Origin of the sequence: Levilactobacillus sp. LN180102, assembly GCF_050106635.1 — a bacterium.
In the GTDB taxonomy this organism is placed as follows: domain Bacteria; phylum Bacillota; class Bacilli; order Lactobacillales; family Lactobacillaceae; genus Levilactobacillus; species Levilactobacillus brevis.
Map to the genome: position 1 here is coordinate 60,052 of NZ_JBNIIX010000011.1, position 19,441 is coordinate 79,492.

A 19,441-nucleotide genomic window follows, 5' to 3' on the forward strand; every position below is an offset into this window, starting at 1 on the left:
ATGGCAATTATTGACGGTACCATCGCCGATCTATCCCAGAATTTTATTCCTGAAGTCTGGGCAGATTGGGTTTATGATCGCATGACGGAGACGAACGCCATGATTCGGTCTGGAATTTTAAAGAATGATGATAAACTCGGTCCCCAACTGCTAAGTCGGGGGCTTTTTATTACCATTCCTCACGTACAGCATATCGACGAAACGTTGGAACCACAAGACTGGAACAATCATACCGATTTAGTCGCTCATGACGGAACTAGTTTCACTGAAAACGATGTCAAAATGACTGATGCACAAGTATTTGGGAGCTCTGATTATGATGAGATGGTGACTGGCGCCCAGACACTTAATGCCTTGTCCGCTCAGTTCCCTGACTATTGGAACCATGTTGACACTCAACGTATGTTCCAGGTCTTAAATGCAACGTATCTCAACGCAGATATTCTGGAAGCTAAGTCCTTTGGTGTCGGTGCTGAAAAAGACTTCTCAGCGACTAACTTTATCAAAGCAATGGCTCGTATGGGTGATGTTGCTGGTGATAAGCCAACACGAATGGCAGTTAATTCAGGGACATACAACTATCTGCTTAACCAAAATCTGATTACCTTCGTACAACCAAGTGACGGTGGCAAGCCTATCGGGAACTATAACGGCATGTTGATCACCCAAGATGACCAAGTTCCGTTGACCACTGATGGTAAGACCTGTGCCTACATTTACGGTTCTGGGGCGATTAACTACTCTATTGCAACACCAGCACATGGTGTTGCTCTGGTCCGTGACGAATTACACCAAGGTGGTATTTCTGCCATCAGTCAAAAGCGAGTAAGCACGATGCACGTCGCTGGGACGATGGCTGACATGGCTGTTGAATCTAATCCGACTAAGTGGAAGGCTGATCTGAAAGATGGCACCAAGGCCTTATATGCGCCCGTTAACGATGTCCGAGATATTCATATCATCAAGTACGGTTTCACCATCGACAAAGACTTTGTCATTCCAGGCGTCAACACAACGGCGAAGCCTTCAACAGCCGCTTCCACGTCAAACACAACCGGCGGAAAGTAGTCGGGAGGTGAGCTAGATGGCCGATAGTACAGTCACTGTAGACGACGTCAAAGGCATCGAAGTAATGTTTCAGAGCATACCGGAAGACGTGGTCACCAAGGCAATTGAACGTGCTGACCGAAAGGCTACACGAGATGGGTTGGAGGATGACGACCTGTTCGATGGAACCATCGACTACGCTCGCCATTTGCTCTTCGTTGCGACTGCTATGAGCTACGGACCAGTTGCTTCGGCAGATACGCTCGGCAATTCTCAAAACAACTTCGACAAGCTTAGTGGCAATGACTCATTTTTGATTGACTACAATGAGCTTGTCGATTCTGCTGGTACTGGTGGCAACTGGGCGGAAGTGTGGACTGAATGAGTAACACGTTGGCTCATGCTATCTCACAGCTAGAACAGCTTCAACGAGATAATATCATTATTGGCGTGCCGCGTTCAGATCGTCATTTAACGATGATCGCTTTGGTTCAGGAATATGGTAAAACCATCCGTCCAGTACATGGTGACTGGCTGGTAATTCCCACTGAAAATGCTCGAAAGATGCATGTTGAACATGCCAGTCAAGTTCCCGGTATGTTCCGCCCTAAAGGAAAGAATGTGCTTGCTTTAAAAGACGGGAGTTCATCTAGTGGACTAAAAATCATGTTCATTTTGCGAAAAGAGACCCGTATACCTGCTAGACCCTTTCTAAGATACACATACGCTCAGCATATACAGCTGTGGTCCCGCTATGGGGCCTTACTGGTTAGGAACATGATGGTGGGTAAGCTATCAGTTGAAGAGGTTCAAACACTTATGGGACGACGTGTGGTGGCAAATATGAAAAGTACAATTCGTTACTTTAGTAAGCCATCCAACGCGTCACTAACAAGATCAGTCAAGGGATTTAACGATCCACTGATTGACAACAAGAAACTTTTAAATTCAATCACATATTTTATTGAAAAGGGGTAGTTTTTTATGACAATGAAACTTGCAATTGCAGACGGTTCAATCATCAAACCTACGGCGGATGACGCCAAGTTTACTGGTGTTATTGGGGATGATGGTAAGTATTCAGCTAAAATTACCGGTTTGACTAATGGTCAAGCTGCAGCAGCTGGGGCTTACCAAGCGTTTTACTTTGATCAAGAGACCAAAGAAGTTCTAGGCGACTACTTCAAGCTGCCAGCTTTTACTTTTGAAGGCGGAGCAACACCAACGAATGTCACCACTGAAAGTGAAGCAGATGGTGAAAAGGTCACTGCTGATGCGCCAACCGGTACCGGTAAGTAGTTATGCCAGCATTCAATAGTTTTGGCGGGTTCGGATATGGATTCGATATGCTTGCCACCCCAATTAAGGTCAGTGAGCCAGTTAATGGGACAGGTAAGCGGGATGAACATGGGCAGCCTATTGTGAATCGCCCCGATCCAGTCGAACTAACTGAGCCTATTGTGAACAACAATAATCCTAACCTAACATTTGAAAATGTTGGCGGTGGAAGTATTGAAGTCGGCACACTTGTTTGGATATCGCGGCGTAGTGATTGGCCGAAAGATACGCTTGTCAGTACAAATGGCAAAGAGTATCACACAGTTGGTGCTGGCCAGTCATTAAATGCCAACCAGACACTTTATCAGTTGAAGGAGGTGGGCGGCAATCAACGATAACCTGTTTCAAACTTTGGAAGATGCTTTAATTGCACAGGTCAAGAAATATCGACCAGAATTAGAAGTTAGTGATGTGGATGTTGTTGGTGACGCTCCTTCATTTCCGTATGTTGAGTATGACCAATATATGGACCCACAAAGTCAAACGTTTGAAGCGATGGATAACGAACCAGTTATCATTCATGTTCAGATGAAAGTTCTCTCTAACGTTAAGAATGAGGCCAAAGCAATTGCTTATTGGCTCTCAAAACTTTACCGAGAACAGCAACCAGCTTACGAGCTACTTCAAAAAAATATTGTTATTCAAAAAGCCACGATGATACCGCCTCAACGAGACGACCTAACATCGGGTTTTATTTTTACCGAAGGAACCGATCTGAGAATTGAATTGCTCGATGGGTTTAGTGATGATACACAATCAGGCCGAATTGAGTCTGTTGATGTGTCTTTTAATTTTGAAAAAACAAAGGAGGAATAAACGTGGTAGTGAAGGTTAAACACGAATCTGATGTGCACACCATTATCAACGTGCAGTTACCAACGACTAATCTTGGTACCCCATTAATCTTGATTTTGACTAAGGGGACTAAGACCAATGTCTATGGAGATGCTGATACATTGGCCGAAGACTATGACGAAACGACTAATGTCTACAAGCAAGCTTCACATATCTGGGAAGTTAGCCAATATACAGCTCCAATTGAAGTTGTTGGGTGTTCAGATGCCGTTTTGCACAATTTAGGTGATGTTAGCGTTGCTACTGATGGCACGGTGACAGCATCTGATGTCATTGTTCCGGGAATCATTACGGGGGTTAAGAATCATCTATACGATGGTGTGCTTTATGTGCTACTAGATGATGTTTTCACATCAGAAGAAGTACAGCAATTATCTGATTTCTTATATGATCAGCAGCGCCTAATGCTGATTGCACAAGTTCGGACAGCTGAAGAACTTCAAACCTTGCAAAAACATGTTGCAGCATATCAAACGACTAAGTCGGTTCTAACAAATACGGCAGGCTTTGTCGTTCCAGAGGGAAACTTCGCAATTGATAATGCCGCAGCCTATGCAGCTGCTAATTGGCCAGTCGATTGGCAACATATCGGTGGCCTACCAGAGTTCGACCCAGATGCCGACCTCGTGGTTGATGATTTTGAAACCATCCGAGACTTGCGCGGTCTAGTCGTGGTCAATAAAGCGGGAGACAATATGGTGTTGCAAGGTAAGGCCTTGGCTAATAACTATATTGATCAATTCGTTCATGTCAATTTAGTGGGGGATGGTATCGAAAACGGGCTACAAAAGAAGCTCAACCACACGAACTTCCCTAATTACAACGACGATACAATTGCTGACCTTGAACAAACTATTTTAGCCGTCACCGATGACTTCGTATCTAAAGGTGTGCTAGACAAGTTGGACGATGGTAAGTCAGCACATGTCACAATCCCTAAGCGTGCTAACGTATCGCAATCCGATGTAAATAACCGTAAGTTGAAGGGCGTTTCTGTCCAAGTAAAGATTGCCGATGACATTGATGAGATTGAATTGACCTTGAATGTCACTCTTTAGAAGAAAGGAGCAATAGAATATGCCAGAAACAATGGGAGGCACGAAGTACGATTTATCTGCTGCGCGCTATATGAAAACTTACCTTATCTTTAATGGAACCTCTTTGCCTGTTATCGGGGGCCAGTCTGGTGAAAAGCTAGAAGCTGCACCTAGTGGAGATGTAGTTACGCCTCAAAAGACTTTTGAAGGTGCTCAAATGCACTTCATCTCTAACGACCGTTCCGGTACTTTCACCCTTAACACCGTGCCAGGTTCACACGTTAATAATCTGCTTCAGTGGTTCTTCGACTTGATGCAGAATGCTGACATTATGTCACAAGACCCAACCTTTGGAATTAAGTCTGTTAACCAATTGACTGGTCGGACCATCATTGGGAATGCTTGCTTGATCTCTGGACAACCAACGGAACAAGAAAATGATGGAGCATGGACTCTTCCATGGAAAATTTTAGCTAGTGAATATATTGTTCAACGTCCCGATCCGGATGAATTGGCACTGTTGCAGTAGCCAAATTAACGGTCGTACCTGTCGAAGGGTGCGGCCGCATTGATTCAAATAAAATTAAAGGAGCTTTTTGCCATGACTGAACAAAATAAAAACACTGAAAACAAGGCCGTTAAGCCAAATCTAATTACGGATATGGCTGCTGCACAACAAACACGATTTGTTGATTGGAAAGATAAGGACGATAAGAAGCACACTCGCAAGATTGGACTTATGGAACCAGATATCGGTCCAACTACTGAAATTCTTGACTTACTCAATGTTGGTGATGATACATCTGATTATGGGGAAGTATTCGACCGTATCATGAACGATGTGATTACAGAACCTCGTATGTCGTATAGCCAAATGGAAAATGATTTGCCTGAAGAGTTCAAGCATAAAACTATTACGAAGAAAAATAAGCGGGGCGAAGAAATTAAGCTGAATCTTGTCCTTCCTGGGATGCGAACTGCCGCTAAGCTATTTATGATGGCAAACCGTCCATCAGGGGCCAATAACATCAATGCTCTATTACAAGAGGTTGACAAAGAAATCTATCGGACAGCTGACAAGCAAGTAGTCAAAGAAGATTACTGGAATGCTGGTGGGTATGCATACGGATTAGGGATGTTTGCAATCGGTGCGGCACAAGAATTTCTTGCCGAGGCGTTGACATATAACGGCAATTTGGCGGTGCTTATTAAGGGGCTAACGTTTCTTCAAAGTTCTCAACTCAAATAATGCGCCATCTTACTTTGATGTCGTTGATGGCGACGAGGATAAGAAAAAAGAAATAGAAAAGCTAGTCAAATCTCAATATGGCGTAATGTTTCCAGTCTTGTGGGGAGTTTTGTCCCTCGAAGATATTAAGCATTTGAGTTCCGATCAACTTCAACTAGCAATTAGAGTGGCACAAAAGCATGAAAAGCGCGTGTTTGATTTAATCAAAGCCGCGGTTAACGGTGGAATTTATGAGTCCTTCAAAGGAGGCGGCAAGTAATGGCTGATTCGATTCATGGTGCAGATATCGACTTAGGGTTTAAGTTCCCTGATATGGCTAATCTTAAGGAATTGAATAAGTCATTGAACGCTTTAGAGAAACGCGGTGATAAGATTAGCGACTTAGCTCCGCGTTTCAAAGACCTCTTTAGTGCATTTGACGCGGGTACAATATCTCGTGTTAAGTCAGCCTCAGATTCGCTTAAAGAAGTCAGTGCGGTTGTTTCTAGTTTGACGCGGGACATGAAAAAACTCGGCCAAACAAGCAGTGCAAATGGAAATAAACTGCGGCAGCAATCTGAAGAGACAACTACGACTACGACACGCGCTCAACAAAGATATCGTAAAGAACTTGATCAAAGTCGCCGTTACGTTAACAGCTTGATGGAGGCCAACAAAGCTTATGTCAACCGGTTACGAATGGAAGGCGACCAAGAAAAGGCTACGGCAGCTAAGGCTGATGGTTTAAGCCATGAGCATCAAGAGCTGACCAACCTCCTGAAGAAGGAACGATCGTACCTTGACCAAGTAAAGCACGCCAGTGGGGAGAGCTCCACTGCCTACAATCGGCAGAGAACTCAAGTTGAAAAGCTTCAGACTCAAATCTCAAGCACCAACAAAGAATTGACTACTGCTAAGAGTAAGATGGCTAAGGCTTCGGCGGAAACGCAAAGCTTTAATCGACATGGTGAAAAATTACGCGGTACGTTCTCGGGTATTCGTAATGTCTTTTCCGCGGCGATTCCGTCAGTTTTAGGTCTGGGAGCAGCTTTTAGCAAAGCGGCTGGGGAAGCTACCAAGTTACAAGATCAATACACCACCGTCAAAGGCCTATTGTCGACCTCTGGGGAGACTAATCGCCAGGCGGCCGCAAGCACACGTGAAATTCAGAGCGGAAATAGACGTTTATCTAAGCAATATGGACTTGATCAGAGTGCGCTGGCGTCTGGGTCTGAACAACTAATTCGCCGTGGCTATTCGTCACAGCAAGAGGCAGGATCGCATAAAGCATTCGTTCAGGCATCAATTGCTACTAAGGATCCGTATAGTTCTGTCGTTAATTATGGATCATCCGCGCTGGAACAATTTGGGTATCGACAAAAGGCCGGTGAATCGGTCTCAAAGATGAAAAAGTACACGAATCAAGTGCTTAACCAGATGTCTTATGTGGCCGATTTAACTGCGACGGATTTCCCAGGTATGGGTGAAGCTCTCAAATATGCGGGAGCAACTGCTCACTCGGCCCACCAGAGTTTAGCTTCAGCGACAGCTAGTTTGGGTGCTCTCAGTAATCATGGATTAGACGGCTCAATTGCTGGAACAGGATACCGGAAGGTTATTAATGCATTTGCTGCACCGTCTTCAAGTCCAAAGAGTGCTCAATATAATGCGATGAAACAGTATCATATTAATTCTAGTGACTTTTTGGATAAAAATAATAACCTAAAGAGTTTACCGGATTTAATGGATATTTTGAATAAGCATTTGAAGGGGCAAAGTGGGACACAGCGCCTGAAGTTCATGCATAACTTTTTTGGTACCACAGGACAAGAGGCCGGAAATTACTTAGCAGAAGATCCAAATACCGTTCGCAAACTGACGAAACAAGCACAAAGTGCTACTCGACAGAAGAATGGCAAATCATATAATGATAATCTAGCGGCTAAGAATATGAAATCCTGGAAGAACCAGCTTAACCGAACAAAGTCCATTCTTGATGACATGGGCATGAGCTTCGCTCGATCGGTTCTGCCAAGCCTAGCTAATGGACTAAAGTATATCAACAAAATTCTAACAGCGATAAATGGATGGCCTAAAGGTGTGAAGACTACTCTTGCTACACTATTAACGATAACCGGTGTTTTGGCAGGAATGTTAACCACTTTTAAGCTGCTGAAAGTAGCTAGCGGTTTTTTGCTGGGGTTTGGTGGTAAGGGTAGAGCTGTTAAAACGGCGGTCAATGCCACAGAAGCTGTTGCTGATTCCAAAGCAAGTGCCACAATTTTTGGTGATGCTTTTAAAGGTATCAAGTCTGTTGGTAGTAAAGGGCTCAAAAAGGTTCTCAGTTTCAATGATGCTAAAGGCATATTCTCCGGGATCAAGAACAATAAGAGCCTACTAGGTGGCGGTTCCAAAAATATCTTTAGTGGTGCCAAAAGCCTATTTAAGGCCGGTGGATTGCGTGCGGTTGCGGGTAGCAGCACTAAAGGTCTGCTAAAAACAGCCGGTCGCGGACTTTTAACGGCCTCACCGGCTAATGCCATTCTATCGGCGACTGAATTAATCGGTATGAACAAGAAAAATGCCGGAACAAAGATTGGCCGCGCTGGTGGCTCATTTGCTGGCGGGGCTGCGGGTGCCGCTATTGGAACTGCTATTCTCCCTGGCATCGGAACTGTTCTTGGTGGTATTGGTGGCACACTACTTGGTACCAAGCTGGGTGGTTCTATCGGCAAAGGTGTCCAGAAGGCTATGCCAAAGATTCATAAAACGCTTGGTAGCCTCTTTACAGGGAAGCTCGGCTGGGAGAAGTCAATTAGTAGCGCCGTGGGCAAGGCCTTCAGCGGGATTGGCAAGTTTTTCACCGGAAAACTCAAGTGGGAGCGATCGTTCGGTAAAGCTATTGGAAATATGGTTAAAAGTGTTAAGAAGTTCCTAAAGCCGCTCGCCAGTGCATTTAGCTCTGTTTTTAAGACAATCGGCAAAATTATCAAGGGCTTCGTGACCGCTCTTAAATGGACGTTCCTTGCTCCAATTGCTCTCGTTGTCGGATTAGCAATCATTGCTTGGAAGAAGCTTTCAGGGCCTATCCGGAGGATTCTGACGCCAATTGCTAAGTTTATTTCATCGACGTTTAAGGGCATTAAGAACGTTATCAGTGGTGTTTGGAGGTTGCTTGGAAATACAACTTCTGGCGTCTGGAACGGGTTTAAAAAGCACGTCATCGGACCAGTCAAGAAGACAGCTGGGAGTGTTGGAACGTGGATTGGTAAGAAGGTCAAGGGGACTATCAAGTCATCTTGGAATTTCATCAGTTCAATCACTAAGTCTACCTGGAATTCAGTGAAAAAATATGTCGTCAGACCAGTAAAATCTATTTTCAACGCCGTGAAACGCTACATTGTAGAGAATGTCGTTAAGGGAATCAAAACTTCATGGAGCACTATCAAATCGGTCACTAAGTCGGCTTGGAAGCTGTTTAAGAAGTACATTATTGATCCAGTTTCAGATGTCTATGACAAAGTTTCAAACTTCATGGATAAGCTTAAAAAAGTAATTGGCGACAGAGTTGATGATATTAAAGATAAGTGGAACAAGGCTTGGACCGGTATTTCCGATACCTTTAAGTCAATTTGGGATTCAATTAAAAAACATGCGCAGGATGGTATTAACGGAGTCATTGGAGTCATAAATACGGGAATTGGCGGCATTGATTCAGTTATTAAAGCTTTCGGAGGTTCAGACAAAGCGATTGGGAAAATTGCTAAAGTACATTTGGCAACTGGTACTGGTTACTTTGGTTCAGGGCAACGCAAAGCAATTACACGGCCGACGTTGGCGACACTAAATGATGGTAATGACTCGCCCCAAACAGGGAATCGTGAGATGCTATTACATCCTAACGGAATGAGTGAAATTATTCATGGACGCAATGTTCAACGCATACTTGAGCCAGGAGCAGAAGTACTTAATGCTACTGAGGTTAGATCACTGGGAATGGATACAGGCTATTTTGCAAAAGGGACTGGTATTTTTTCTGACATTGGAAAGACGGTGTCTAAAGCTGTCAAGGGCGCGGTTAATTTTGCCGGAAGTGCTTTTAGCGGTATCAAGAATAAGCTGAAAACCGTTCAGAAGTTAATTACAAATCCGGGTGGTTTCTTGAGTGGGATTTTGAAACGCCCTACTGGTAACAGCGACGTTATGAAACAATTTGCCGGTGGATTTTTCAGTAAAATGAAAGGTCAGGCTAGCGAGTGGTGGAGTACGTTGTGGTCCATGGCTTCTAATGCGCTTGGTTCAGGCGGAGGTGGCCCTGTAAGTCATTCACCAGGTTCCGGCTGGTCTGTATCATCTGGTTTCGGAAATCGTGGCGCAGTAAGCGGCGGATTTTCACAACACGATGGAGTCGATTTTTCCGGGTCTAAAGTTGTTCATGCTTTGCAAGATGCTGTCGTTAAGCGTGTTGGCGGAGCTCCTTCTGGTTGGGGAGGCAACTCTGGTATTGGTCAATCTGTCGTTACTAAGGGTGGAAAATTGTCTCTTATCTACCAAGAACTCAACGGTAAGAATAATTCTGGCGCTGACATCATGGTTCATACTGGCGAACATGTTAAGCAAGGCCAAGCCATTGCAAAACTGGGCCCGAGTGGGACCCACGTTCACATTGGCGCCACGACCCACCCAATGTTCTCGATTGGAGGGTCTTCCACTGCCGGCTGGCTAGATGTAACAAAACTCAAGGGTAACTACGGTAATAAGTCCAAATCTTCTAAGAAAAAAGGGTCACTTCAATCACTCATTAAGAGTGAAACCGGGGGCATGATGTCATGGATTGAGAAGCACCTTGCACCCTTAATGGATGCAGCCGGTGGTTCTCAGGGTAACCCCGGAGGGTCTGGTGTCCAGCGATGGAGATCATTAGTCAAGAAAGCTCTTGGAGCTTTAAACTTGTCTACATCTGCTTCCATGGTTAACCGCGTTTTACGACAAATCAATACTGAATCTGGTGGTAATCCCAAAGCAATGGGAGGGACTGACGGATTAAGTGATGGTCATGCAGAGGGCTTAATGCAAGTAAAGCCAGGAACTTTTGCAGCCAATAAAGTTTCCGGTCATGGCAGCATTTGGAACGGCTATGATAACGTTTTAGCTGGATTGAACTATGCCAAACATCGCTATGGAAAAGACCTGTCCTACTTAGGTAATGGTCATGGATATGCTAAAGGCGGAGACATTCCTGCTGGCCAGTTATCTATGGTTGGTGAACAGGGTTGGGAACTCATTGCACCTAAACAAGATGCACATGTATTTGATCACAAAACATCCAAGAAGATTGTTAATGGTGGCGTCGGGGGCACCAAGATTGAAGTTACTGGCTCTCCAGTCTATGTAACTATCGAAGGTAATGCGGACGATAAAGCTGTTGGTGAAATTCAGGATGCAATCAACGAATCGAATGATAATTTAGTTGATAAATTTATGGAAAAGATTGGAGCCAACGATCTTGGCGGTATTCCAATTTAGAAGGGAAAGGATGATATGCTATGGCAAAAAGCACCACCAAAAAGAAGGTGGTCTCGCTCAAAGGTAGGAGTGAGGCCTGGTTAAAAACACAGAGTGCTGCGAAAAATTCAGTGGTTGAAAAGGATGCGAGTCAAATTGCAAAACTCAAGGCTGATATTTTAAAACAGCAAAAAATAATTGATAAGGCAGATGACTATTTAGCTAAGGCCAGTGGGTATAACGCCCAAAAAGAGGCGTATGATGCGAAGACTAAGGAGTTGACCGAACAACGAGCTAAATTGTCTAAAGCTAAAAAGAAAGATCAAAAGGCTATTCAAGATAAGATTAAATCTCTGCAATCGGATCTAACCACCATATCCAATACCATTAAGAAGATCACTACATCAGCGGGTTATCAGAAATATTGGACTCAAAGAAAAAATGCTAAAAATAAAATTACGCAGGATAAAAATGCGATCACTAAAAAGGAAGCAAAAAAGAAGACCGATAAGAAGGTTGCTACGAATTATAGTGATGCATATAATAACGTAAAATCGGCAGCACATAAGGCTCTAGTCAGGAAAAATAGTGCTGCAATTCAAACAAAAATTAAAAAAGCCAAGGCTGCTACAGGCTGGAATGCAGGCTATACAACTGCCGTTTATCGCGCTGACTATAAAACGTCACGCGTTTTTTTATTGGGTGAAGTATCTCCGTCTGAAAGCATTGAACAAAATCATGTTACACATTCGGTTGATGCCAAGGATACACGAATCACTCACGGCAGCCGGAGCAGTAAACAACTATCCGCAACTTATTACTTACATGGAAATTCATTCAAAGAGATGGACGAACTCTACGAGATTTTTGAAGGATGGCAACGCAAAAACATCGAACTTGAAGTTCGTGGCTTTTCACGATGGAAACATGCCTATATTGCTTCAATTGGTAAAACAATTGATACACCTTATAAAAATGTGTTGGCACTGCCAATCACGTTCGATTATGAGCTTCGGGCACACATAAAATCAGCCAAGAAGTCTAAAAAGAAGACAGTGGCCAGTTCTGGTGCCAAAAAAGGTACGTCTAAATCGCATAAGAAGTACGTCACAATAAAGTCAGGGATGACTTATTGGTGGATATCCCAGAAGTTTGGTGTGTCGATTTCATGGCTGGAGAAGAATAACAAGTGGCCGGCCACTAAAATTCCGATTGGCGTGAAAGTGAGGTATAAATAATGGCACTGCACGATACGATTGACGTTAACCCGGAGTTAATGCCATATACAAAACAGGTGGATTTGGACAGCGGCTCTTATAACTTCACGTTTCAGTACAACAATATTGATCAACAGTTTACGATTGATGTGGCCGATCTTGAGGGTAACATTGTTAAGTCCGATATCGTTGTGATGGCTAATCAACCACTGTGGACTATTAACTTACCCGGATTACCCGCTGAAACGATTATACCAATGGATGAGTCCGGAAATGAAATGGAAGTTACTTTTGGAAATTTTGGAGACACGATGGAGTTAGCAATCGACGGATCAGAGGGGGATGCCAGTTACGCTTAAAGTAAAAACAATCGGTGACTACTTCGACTATAAGTCGGCGGTCATGATTACACATGGCAATGAAACATTAGCCTTTGCTAGTACCAATAATGTTGACTTCGATTATGAAGTGACTACGTCAGATACGGGCGAACCGGGAACATTACTCGTCACGCTATGGAACATCAGTAAGGAAATCCGTAATAAAATTCATAAAAATGATTTTTTGGTTCTAAAGACTGGTCCAACAGCACTCTACGGCAAGCTAGCGTCAGGCAACATTACTAAAATATCCCCTGAGACCAATAGTGATGGTGATTACAGCTTTCAAATAGCGGCCTCGCAGGGTGGAGATTATTCAAAAGATAAGAAAGTTTACAGTCATTTCAATGGTTCAAAGCTGGTTAAAAAGACGGTTAAAGAAAGCAATGGCAAAACAATCAGTTACACAGTTAAGCAAACCAAAAAAGTTAATATCACTTTCAAAAAAGGGATTACGGCTAAGCGAATCATCAAACGAATTCAGCGTGAGACGGGTATAAAAATCAACCCATTCAACCTGAAAAAGGACAAGGTCTATAAAAAAGGCTACACACTGTCGGCCAAGCCGCTTAATGCAATAAAAGCGATTGTTAAGGACTGTGACAGTAAGTGCTACGTTCGTGGTGATGGTCTGGCCATTGAAGATGGCTCCAAGCCCAATCCATATAACGAGCATATTTATTTTGACCGCGCCAATGGATTGTTGACTGAACCTACGTTGAATGACGATGACAGTGGATCAAAAACGTACACTGGAGACGTTGCAGAAGACCCCAGAGTAAATGGGGGGTCTTCAACTTATATTAAGTCAGAGAGCGTCACAGGACTTAAACGAGTGCAGACCGTGACCCACAGTAAATCAGATGGTGATTACAAAATGGAGGTAACTTGGCATGGCTAAGAAAAAGAAGACAAAAATTGTTGACCCTAAAAATAAGCTATATTTATTCATAATGGATGTGTTAGCACCTCTGATTGGGGCACAAATTCATTGTCATCTTGATTGCCGGGTGCTTAGCTATGATGCTTCTTCTCATACGTGCGAGGTGGAGCCCCTGCCTTTACAGTCTGATGGAGACAAGCGAGCTGCTCTAACTGAAGTAATTGTGCCAGCATCAATATACAAGGTTCCGGGTATAAAGATTAAACGCGATTCTGTCGTAGAAGTGGGGTTTGGTGATCGTGATATGGACAATTTTACAGGTCCACGAAATTACAAGATCGAAACTCGTCGGACCCACTCACTACAAGACGCATTAGTAATGGCGGTGATTAAAGAATGATTGCGTTCAAATTAGACAACTCCGGTGATTTGGATTTCGACCAGGCCACCGGAACCTTCAATATGATTGAAGGAGACGATGAGATTCGACAAGCGCTATGGTTGTTGATGGGTGTTAACCTCGGTGAATTATCGTGGAATGAAGATTTAGGGCTGAATCATATGGACGTACTTATTAATGCGGATGATGCGGCTGTAGTACAAAGCATCGTTTCGGATTATTTAAAGGACCAGCTTGGAGAAGCATTCGATAGCTTCCAAATTAGTGATTTCAAAGTTGATAAGCAGAACCGCCTAACAAAATTAAACGGTGAAGTTGTACTCGATGGTGAGAGCTATAACGAACGAATCACACTTGCCCAAACCATTGATAACAACGATGAAGGAGATGATGAGGATGCCAGTTGATGATAAGATCGGTTACATTCGTCCAGAGCTTGATGAACTACGAGAACAGATAAATCAATTCTTCTATCAGGAGTACGGAACTGGTATTGACATGCAAGACAATCAATCTCCTGGGATGTTTGCTGGCGTGATGGCTAGAGCATGGGACAAATTAGAACAAACAGCTCAGGGTGTGTGCCACGCTATGCTGGTATTGAGTTCAAAAGGGGCCAACTTAGACGACCTGGCAGCCGATGAAAAGATTGATCGAAAGCCAGAGACTTATGCTAGCGTTGAATTAGAAATTACAGGTTATCTACAGGCGACTGTGCCAGCTGGAACGGAGTTCTCTACTGATTCGGGGACAATATTTGTGACGGCGGGTGATGTGACTATTTCTAATCAGGATGTAGATGCGAAGGGTACGCTTTTAGTCGATGATGATGGTGACGCCCTCGGAAGAGTTACGGTAGCTGCTAATGCATTAGAGACGGGAGTTGATAGCAATGTCATGCCGAATACAGTTATTAACCCAGAAGAATCATTAGACGGATTTTATTCTGTAACGAATCCGGGTGCAGCCACAGGCGGTGGTGAAGCTGAGACAGATCAGGAACTCCAGCTTAGAATCATTTCCAATCGCATCAGCAAGCCAAATTCAACTGATTCAGGCGTAGAGACTGCGGTTAAAAATGTTCCAGGGGTTAAGGATGCCCACATCGTCACTAACCGTACAATGGAGACCGATGAGTATGGTAATCCACCAAAGACGGCTCATCTTTATGTGATTGGTGGTGCAGATGCTGACATTGCCACCGCATTTTTGACTTATCGTCCGCTGCTGGCAAACACAATTGGTAAGATTTCTGCTATTGGAACAGATATTGGAGGTAAACAAAAGACCATCAACTTTGACAGAGCGGAAACAGTTCCAATTTATGTTACCGTTGGACTTAAAGTTGACGGTACAGTGTTTGATAGTGATACCGGTCCCAATACGATTAAAAAAAACATCATCAGTTATTTTGACACACTAACGATGGGTGATGGTGTTCCTTACTCGAAAATGTTTGGACCGGCGTATTCACCCGCAGGGGTTAAAGACGTATCAGTAGCCTTAGGGATGTCGACTGATATTGTTAAGGAACAAGATATCACGGTAAGCACCTTTCAGTTAGCGGTAATTGCGGCTAATAATATCACAGTCAATGTTGAGGAGGTGAGTTAATGTTTCATTCTGAGACACCGATGGATGATGACTCGTGGGTGCAAGAGATTGTGAGTTCGCTGCCTGCGGTTTTTAATCAAGGTGAAGATTCCAATAATCAAAAAGTATTGCGGATTTTTGCCAAGATGGTTAACTCCACCAAAAATGAAATTTTACACTTTTCTGAGCAGAGAATTTTAGACAATACATCAGGCCAATTTTTAACTGATCTTGCAAAAGATTGGGGAGTTACCAGGATTGATGACGATGACGAATTCTTACGGTTCCAAATTCGTTTGCAGAAATTTAAAGGTCGTATGGGAGTAACAGACAACGACTTTAAACGGCTCATATCGATGGTACTCAATATTGATGCGAGTTCATTTGACGTGATTCCGGGAGAAAATCCAGAAGAGGTTCAAGTACTTAATCTGCCGTTCAATTTTACGGACAACAAACAGAGAATTAAACGGCAAATTTTAAAGGACTCTCTTCAACAGATGTTACCTTTGGAGTATCTATTAACCGAGATACAATATGCCGTTAATACGACGGCTCAGTTGCAGGTCGGAATGATCACTCAGCATTTACGCACGACACACGCAGGCCTGATGACCAGCCGAGCAAACCAAATTACGCACCATATCTACGTGGGAGCGGCCACTCAGCAGTGGCGGCGCACCTACGCCGAATTGAAAGGAGTTGAGGAATAATGGCTGATAGCACGCCATCACAGTACACAATCATGACAAACGCTGCTTTAGCACTTATCAAGCAGCTAGTTGATGCCAAGAATCGTATCAAATCATTTCGGGCAGTGGCGTCAGATGCCAACCACTTTACCGACGATCAAGAAGCCATTGCAGAAATGACCGCTGTTGATTCCGTCAAGCAAGATGGAGTCATTCAGGACATCCAGGACGATGGGGACACTAAGTCATATATCCAGATTGATTTTGACCAGTCGAAGATTGATACGGCCTACCAGCTGCAAACGGTAGGCCTTTTTGCTACAGACGAAAAAGGAAAAGAAATTCTATATGCTGTTGAATGCTTGGAACATCCGCAGTATATGGACGTTTCAACCACGATGGATATGAACTCGCACTTTATACACATCATTGTTGGGAACACGCAGCAGCTTGATGTTTCGCTGACCCCAGCCGGGACAGTCTCGGTTGCTCAGCTGGAAAGCAAGTTGACCGATTACGTCAAAACGGACGATGTGGAAAAACTTATTCCTGCCACCGTCATCGATGGTAGCAAGCCAGCAGACTTCAAGGAAGCCGTCACGCTGGAGAAGGGTGCGGTGGACGGTGCTGGCAATGCCATTGCGACCACCAAGAATTTAGCCGATGGCGACGCCACGACACTCAAGGCGGCCAAGGCATACGCGGACACACAGGCCAGCGACAAGGTCAAGGATGCAGACACTGTTAACTGGCAGAAGACAAAGGTTACTGGGGATGATGGTGGCAACAAATATTCGTTTACAACAGCCAACACAACCGACTTAGTGGCTGCTATTCAGGCGTTATCTCTTGGCTATCATACATTTTATTGCCAAGCCGGAGTCCAAGGTAATCCGTCATCGCAAGCCGTGCGTGGTATTGCCGAGATTACCACGGCGGGCGCTAATCCTTTGGGTGTGGGCTATTTGACAGACAGTACAGGAGCCTTTTGGTCATTTTATGTGGATAGCTCTGGTTTGAAGTTGAAGCGGTCTGCCGATGCTGATGCGATTGACCCAAGTGTGATGACTAAAACGACGCCAATAACAAATACAACGGATTTGTTTACTTTGGACCCCGGAACATATTTTGGGAACAATGTGACTCCTGTTAATGGGCCTGCTATTAACTCTTTACCAACAACTAATTACTTTTGGGTAAAGTTGGAAACGCCAAAAGCTAATGCATCAATTAAAAAGTTAATTTGGACAGACAACGGGAATCATCAGTATGTCAATGAATATTATGGAGTATCCGCTAAGTGGCATGACTGGCAGATTCTGAACGAAAATTCGATGGTCAAGGATAATGGTGATGGCACAGTAACGGTCGATGGCCGCAAGTTTGTGCCAGCAGATACCGACCATACAATTCCCGTCAGCGAAGCGGGTGTGGCGGGTTCGGCTAACTTCGCTGCTGGTACGCTCAAGGTGGACGACTTAGAGGTTTTGGGTGCGAAGGTGTTCAGCGATACTGAGGATTATAAAACCTTTGCGGCGGCGCACCCGAGTGCTATTACTATTGTCACGCACAGCACCAGTACGAGCTAGGAGGAATTAGATGATTAATTTAGGGAATAAAAAGGTATCCAAGCTGTTAGTTGGCAGTAGTGTCATCTATCAGGACTCAGACGGGTGGATTCCGCTGGAATTGCCGGACGGGGTCACTGGACAAGTCTTTTTTAAGGATAATGGCGATGGTACGGCAAAGCTAGCAGGAAACCTGTGCTTTGATTTTATAGCTAATCAGGTTGTTAAGCTGCTATCACCACCGCAAGGTTATACTTTCACTAGCGCAAAATGGAATGTTGCCCAGTCCAACGGCTACGTGGAAGGAATTGTTTCCATGAATGAGCTGAGAGGGAGCATACCACCTTCAACTGGAGTGGTAAGTACAGAAATTTATGAGGGATGTATTTTCTGTTCTAAAATCAATTTGGGTAATAACTTTAAAAGAACCATCGCGCTGACTCAAAGCAGTACGATTACCGGTGAGTCAAGTGCTGAACCAGCAATTATTGGAATAGCCAAAGTATAGGAGGAAACATCATGGCGAAATTGATTAACCCTATTTATGATGGGGGGGGGGGTAGAACCCCACTAAACCACCGGTTCTCGCCTCTTGGAGGTGACCACGCATGACACTTTTAGTTGGTGGTAACGAAGTAACCAAGGTACTGATTGGTGGTGACACTTTCCTAAATCAAGAGAATTTGTGGCTACCGTACCCTGGTAGCAGTGGTAAACTTTTTTATCGCTTAAAAGGAGATTCAATCCTGCAGCTTTGGGGATTTGAACCGGTTTCAGGTACGTCAAGCAATAATTTTCATATAGCAGTAATTCCAGGGTACCGTTTTAAAAGTTGGCGTGCAAAATCAACTAGCACAATTGATGGGAGTGTTCTTTTTGGAGTGGGAACAGTCGAAACGGGAACTTACGGGATTACTAATAACGGCAGTACTATAGTACTGACGGGAACTGATGGGTTTCCAATTAGTGTCAGCGGATGCTGTTTTTTTTGCGCTTATGAAGGTGCCAAAGCATTATCAGTATCGGGCCTCTATCCAGTAGAAATAGATATTGAAAAGGAGTGATTCAAATGGCAAAAACAGTACCAGTATATGTCAGCATCAATGCTGATAACAATACGATTACCGAGCAACCGGCCGTTGAAGCGGCGGATGGCTTAATCGAAATGTGGGTAACACCAGTGATGCAGGAGTACATCATTCGCAATTGGACCAAGTATCTAGTGGTAGATGGCATGTTTAAGCGGACGGTAGATACACTGCCTGACTTGAGTACCGACTACTTGATCCATCAAAATGAGGTGTTACAAAGCCAACTTGAAGCGTCGGCCTCTGACCTAAAACAGGCCAAGAAGGACGCTGCTGATGCATTGGCTGAAAACAAGGAATTGAAGTCGGCTAACGAACTCACTCAGCAAGGGTTGATGGAAGCTGTCGATTACTTGTCTTCACAACTAACACCGGCTAGCACCACGACCGACACCGGCTCAGCTGCAACGAGTTCAGCAGCCCCAGCTAGTTCGGCAGCAAGTGAATCTTAGGAGGTGATGATAATGCAATTTTCAGCGTTAGCGCAGATTTACGCGCAAGCAATTATGGACGGTACGCGGTCCATTGAAGCCGTGCCAGCCCCGTTTCGGTCTGATACCCAAGCCGTTTTGATGCAGTTACAATCAAATAAATAAGGAGATAATAAACT

General features: G+C 44.1%; 22 protein-coding genes. All 22 read left to right on the top strand.

The genetic code is table 11. The annotated features are described in order from the left end of the window. The 22 genes from ACP4IT_RS07965 (at position 1) to ACP4IT_RS08070 (ending at position 19,427) form a co-directional block, all read left to right on the top strand. Complete coding sequence (locus tag ACP4IT_RS07965) at positions 1–1,068, top strand: phage capsid protein (RefSeq protein WP_426855473.1); 1,068 nt, start codon at positions 1–3, stop codon at positions 1,066–1,068. Between the two features lie 16 nt (positions 1,069–1,084). Beyond that, positions 1,085–1,432 (top strand): hypothetical protein, encoded by a 348-nt coding sequence (locus ACP4IT_RS07970; protein ID WP_069360159.1) that lies wholly within the window; start codon positions 1,085–1,087, stop codon positions 1,430–1,432. Continuing rightward, complete coding sequence (locus ACP4IT_RS07975; RefSeq protein ID WP_259030886.1) at positions 1,429–2,025, top strand: hypothetical protein; 597 nt, start codon at positions 1,429–1,431, stop codon at positions 2,023–2,025. Before ACP4IT_RS07970 ends, ACP4IT_RS07975 begins: the two co-directional genes overlap by 4 nt. A 6-nt stretch (positions 2,026–2,031) precedes the next feature. After that, complete coding sequence (locus ACP4IT_RS07980) at positions 2,032–2,346, top strand: hypothetical protein (protein ID WP_259030887.1); 315 nt, start codon at positions 2,032–2,034, stop codon at positions 2,344–2,346. 2 nt (positions 2,347–2,348) lie between these two features. Next, positions 2,349–2,723: a hypothetical protein gene (locus ACP4IT_RS07985; RefSeq protein ID WP_259030888.1), complete on the top strand. Its 375-nt coding sequence runs from the start codon at positions 2,349–2,351 to the stop codon at positions 2,721–2,723. Between the two features lie 13 nt (positions 2,724–2,736). After that, positions 2,737–3,201 (top strand): phage neck terminator protein, encoded by a 465-nt coding sequence (locus tag ACP4IT_RS07990; RefSeq protein ID WP_259030889.1) that lies wholly within the window; start codon positions 2,737–2,739, stop codon positions 3,199–3,201. Between the two features lie 2 nt (positions 3,202–3,203). Continuing rightward, positions 3,204–4,298, top strand: coding sequence for a hypothetical protein (locus tag ACP4IT_RS07995; RefSeq protein WP_259030890.1), 1,095 nt, complete (start codon positions 3,204–3,206; stop codon positions 4,296–4,298). A gap of 19 nt (positions 4,299–4,317) precedes the next feature. Further along, positions 4,318–4,806 carry a hypothetical protein gene (locus ACP4IT_RS08000; RefSeq protein WP_259030891.1) on the top strand — a complete coding sequence of 163 codons (489 nt, stop codon included), beginning with the start codon at positions 4,318–4,320 and terminating at the stop codon, positions 4,804–4,806. Between the two features lie 72 nt (positions 4,807–4,878). After that, a complete protein-coding gene (locus ACP4IT_RS08005) occupies positions 4,879–5,526 on the top strand; it encodes a hypothetical protein (protein ID WP_251945981.1) in 648 nt (215 codons plus the stop codon). A 258-nt stretch (positions 5,527–5,784) separates the two neighbouring features. Continuing rightward, on the top strand, positions 5,785–11,031 hold the full coding sequence (locus tag ACP4IT_RS08010) for a phage tail tape measure protein (RefSeq protein WP_426855478.1): 5,247 nt from the start codon (positions 5,785–5,787) through the stop codon (positions 11,029–11,031). 20 nt (positions 11,032–11,051) lie between these two features. Beyond that, on the top strand, positions 11,052–12,248 hold the full coding sequence (locus tag ACP4IT_RS08015; RefSeq protein ID WP_259030893.1) for a hypothetical protein: 1,197 nt from the start codon (positions 11,052–11,054) through the stop codon (positions 12,246–12,248). Then, the gene (locus ACP4IT_RS08020) at positions 12,248–12,586 is read left to right on the top strand and encodes a phage baseplate plug family protein (protein WP_259030894.1); all 339 of its coding nucleotides are present in this window, start codon (positions 12,248–12,250) and stop codon (positions 12,584–12,586) included. The genes ACP4IT_RS08015 and ACP4IT_RS08020 overlap by 1 nt, the downstream gene beginning before the upstream one ends. Beyond that, a complete protein-coding gene (locus ACP4IT_RS08025) occupies positions 12,570–13,508 on the top strand; it encodes a hypothetical protein (protein ID WP_259030895.1) in 939 nt (312 codons plus the stop codon). Before ACP4IT_RS08020 ends, ACP4IT_RS08025 begins: the two co-directional genes overlap by 17 nt. Then, positions 13,501–13,890, top strand: a complete 390-nt coding sequence (locus ACP4IT_RS08030; protein ID WP_259030896.1) for a hypothetical protein — start codon at positions 13,501–13,503, stop codon at positions 13,888–13,890. The genes ACP4IT_RS08025 and ACP4IT_RS08030 overlap by 8 nt, the downstream gene beginning before the upstream one ends. Next, a complete protein-coding gene (locus tag ACP4IT_RS08035) occupies positions 13,887–14,297 on the top strand; it encodes a hypothetical protein (RefSeq protein ID WP_259030897.1) in 411 nt (136 codons plus the stop codon). The genes ACP4IT_RS08030 and ACP4IT_RS08035 overlap by 4 nt, the downstream gene beginning before the upstream one ends. Continuing rightward, positions 14,287–15,504 carry a baseplate J/gp47 family protein gene (locus tag ACP4IT_RS08040; protein WP_259030898.1) on the top strand — a complete coding sequence of 406 codons (1,218 nt, stop codon included), beginning with the start codon at positions 14,287–14,289 and terminating at the stop codon, positions 15,502–15,504. Before ACP4IT_RS08035 ends, ACP4IT_RS08040 begins: the two co-directional genes overlap by 11 nt. Then, entirely contained in the window at positions 15,504–16,196 is a 693-nt protein-coding gene (locus ACP4IT_RS08045) for a hypothetical protein (protein WP_426855483.1), read from the top strand. The genes ACP4IT_RS08040 and ACP4IT_RS08045 overlap by 1 nt, the downstream gene beginning before the upstream one ends. Beyond that, on the top strand, positions 16,196–17,764 hold the full coding sequence (locus ACP4IT_RS08050) for a hypothetical protein (RefSeq protein ID WP_426855484.1): 1,569 nt from the start codon (positions 16,196–16,198) through the stop codon (positions 17,762–17,764). The genes ACP4IT_RS08045 and ACP4IT_RS08050 overlap by 1 nt, the downstream gene beginning before the upstream one ends. A gap of 10 nt (positions 17,765–17,774) precedes the next feature. After that, positions 17,775–18,251 carry a hypothetical protein gene (locus tag ACP4IT_RS08055; protein ID WP_426855486.1) on the top strand — a complete coding sequence of 159 codons (477 nt, stop codon included), beginning with the start codon at positions 17,775–17,777 and terminating at the stop codon, positions 18,249–18,251. 100 nt (positions 18,252–18,351) lie between these two features. Beyond that, positions 18,352–18,807 (top strand): hypothetical protein, encoded by a 456-nt coding sequence (locus ACP4IT_RS08060; RefSeq protein WP_216577318.1) that lies wholly within the window; start codon positions 18,352–18,354, stop codon positions 18,805–18,807. Between the two features lie 5 nt (positions 18,808–18,812). Then, complete coding sequence (locus ACP4IT_RS08065; RefSeq protein WP_253290263.1) at positions 18,813–19,283, top strand: hypothetical protein; 471 nt, start codon at positions 18,813–18,815, stop codon at positions 19,281–19,283. Between the two features lie 12 nt (positions 19,284–19,295). After that, entirely contained in the window at positions 19,296–19,427 is a 132-nt protein-coding gene (locus tag ACP4IT_RS08070; RefSeq protein WP_253290265.1) for a CD1375 family protein, read from the top strand. The last annotated feature ends 14 nt before the right edge of the window (positions 19,428–19,441 follow it).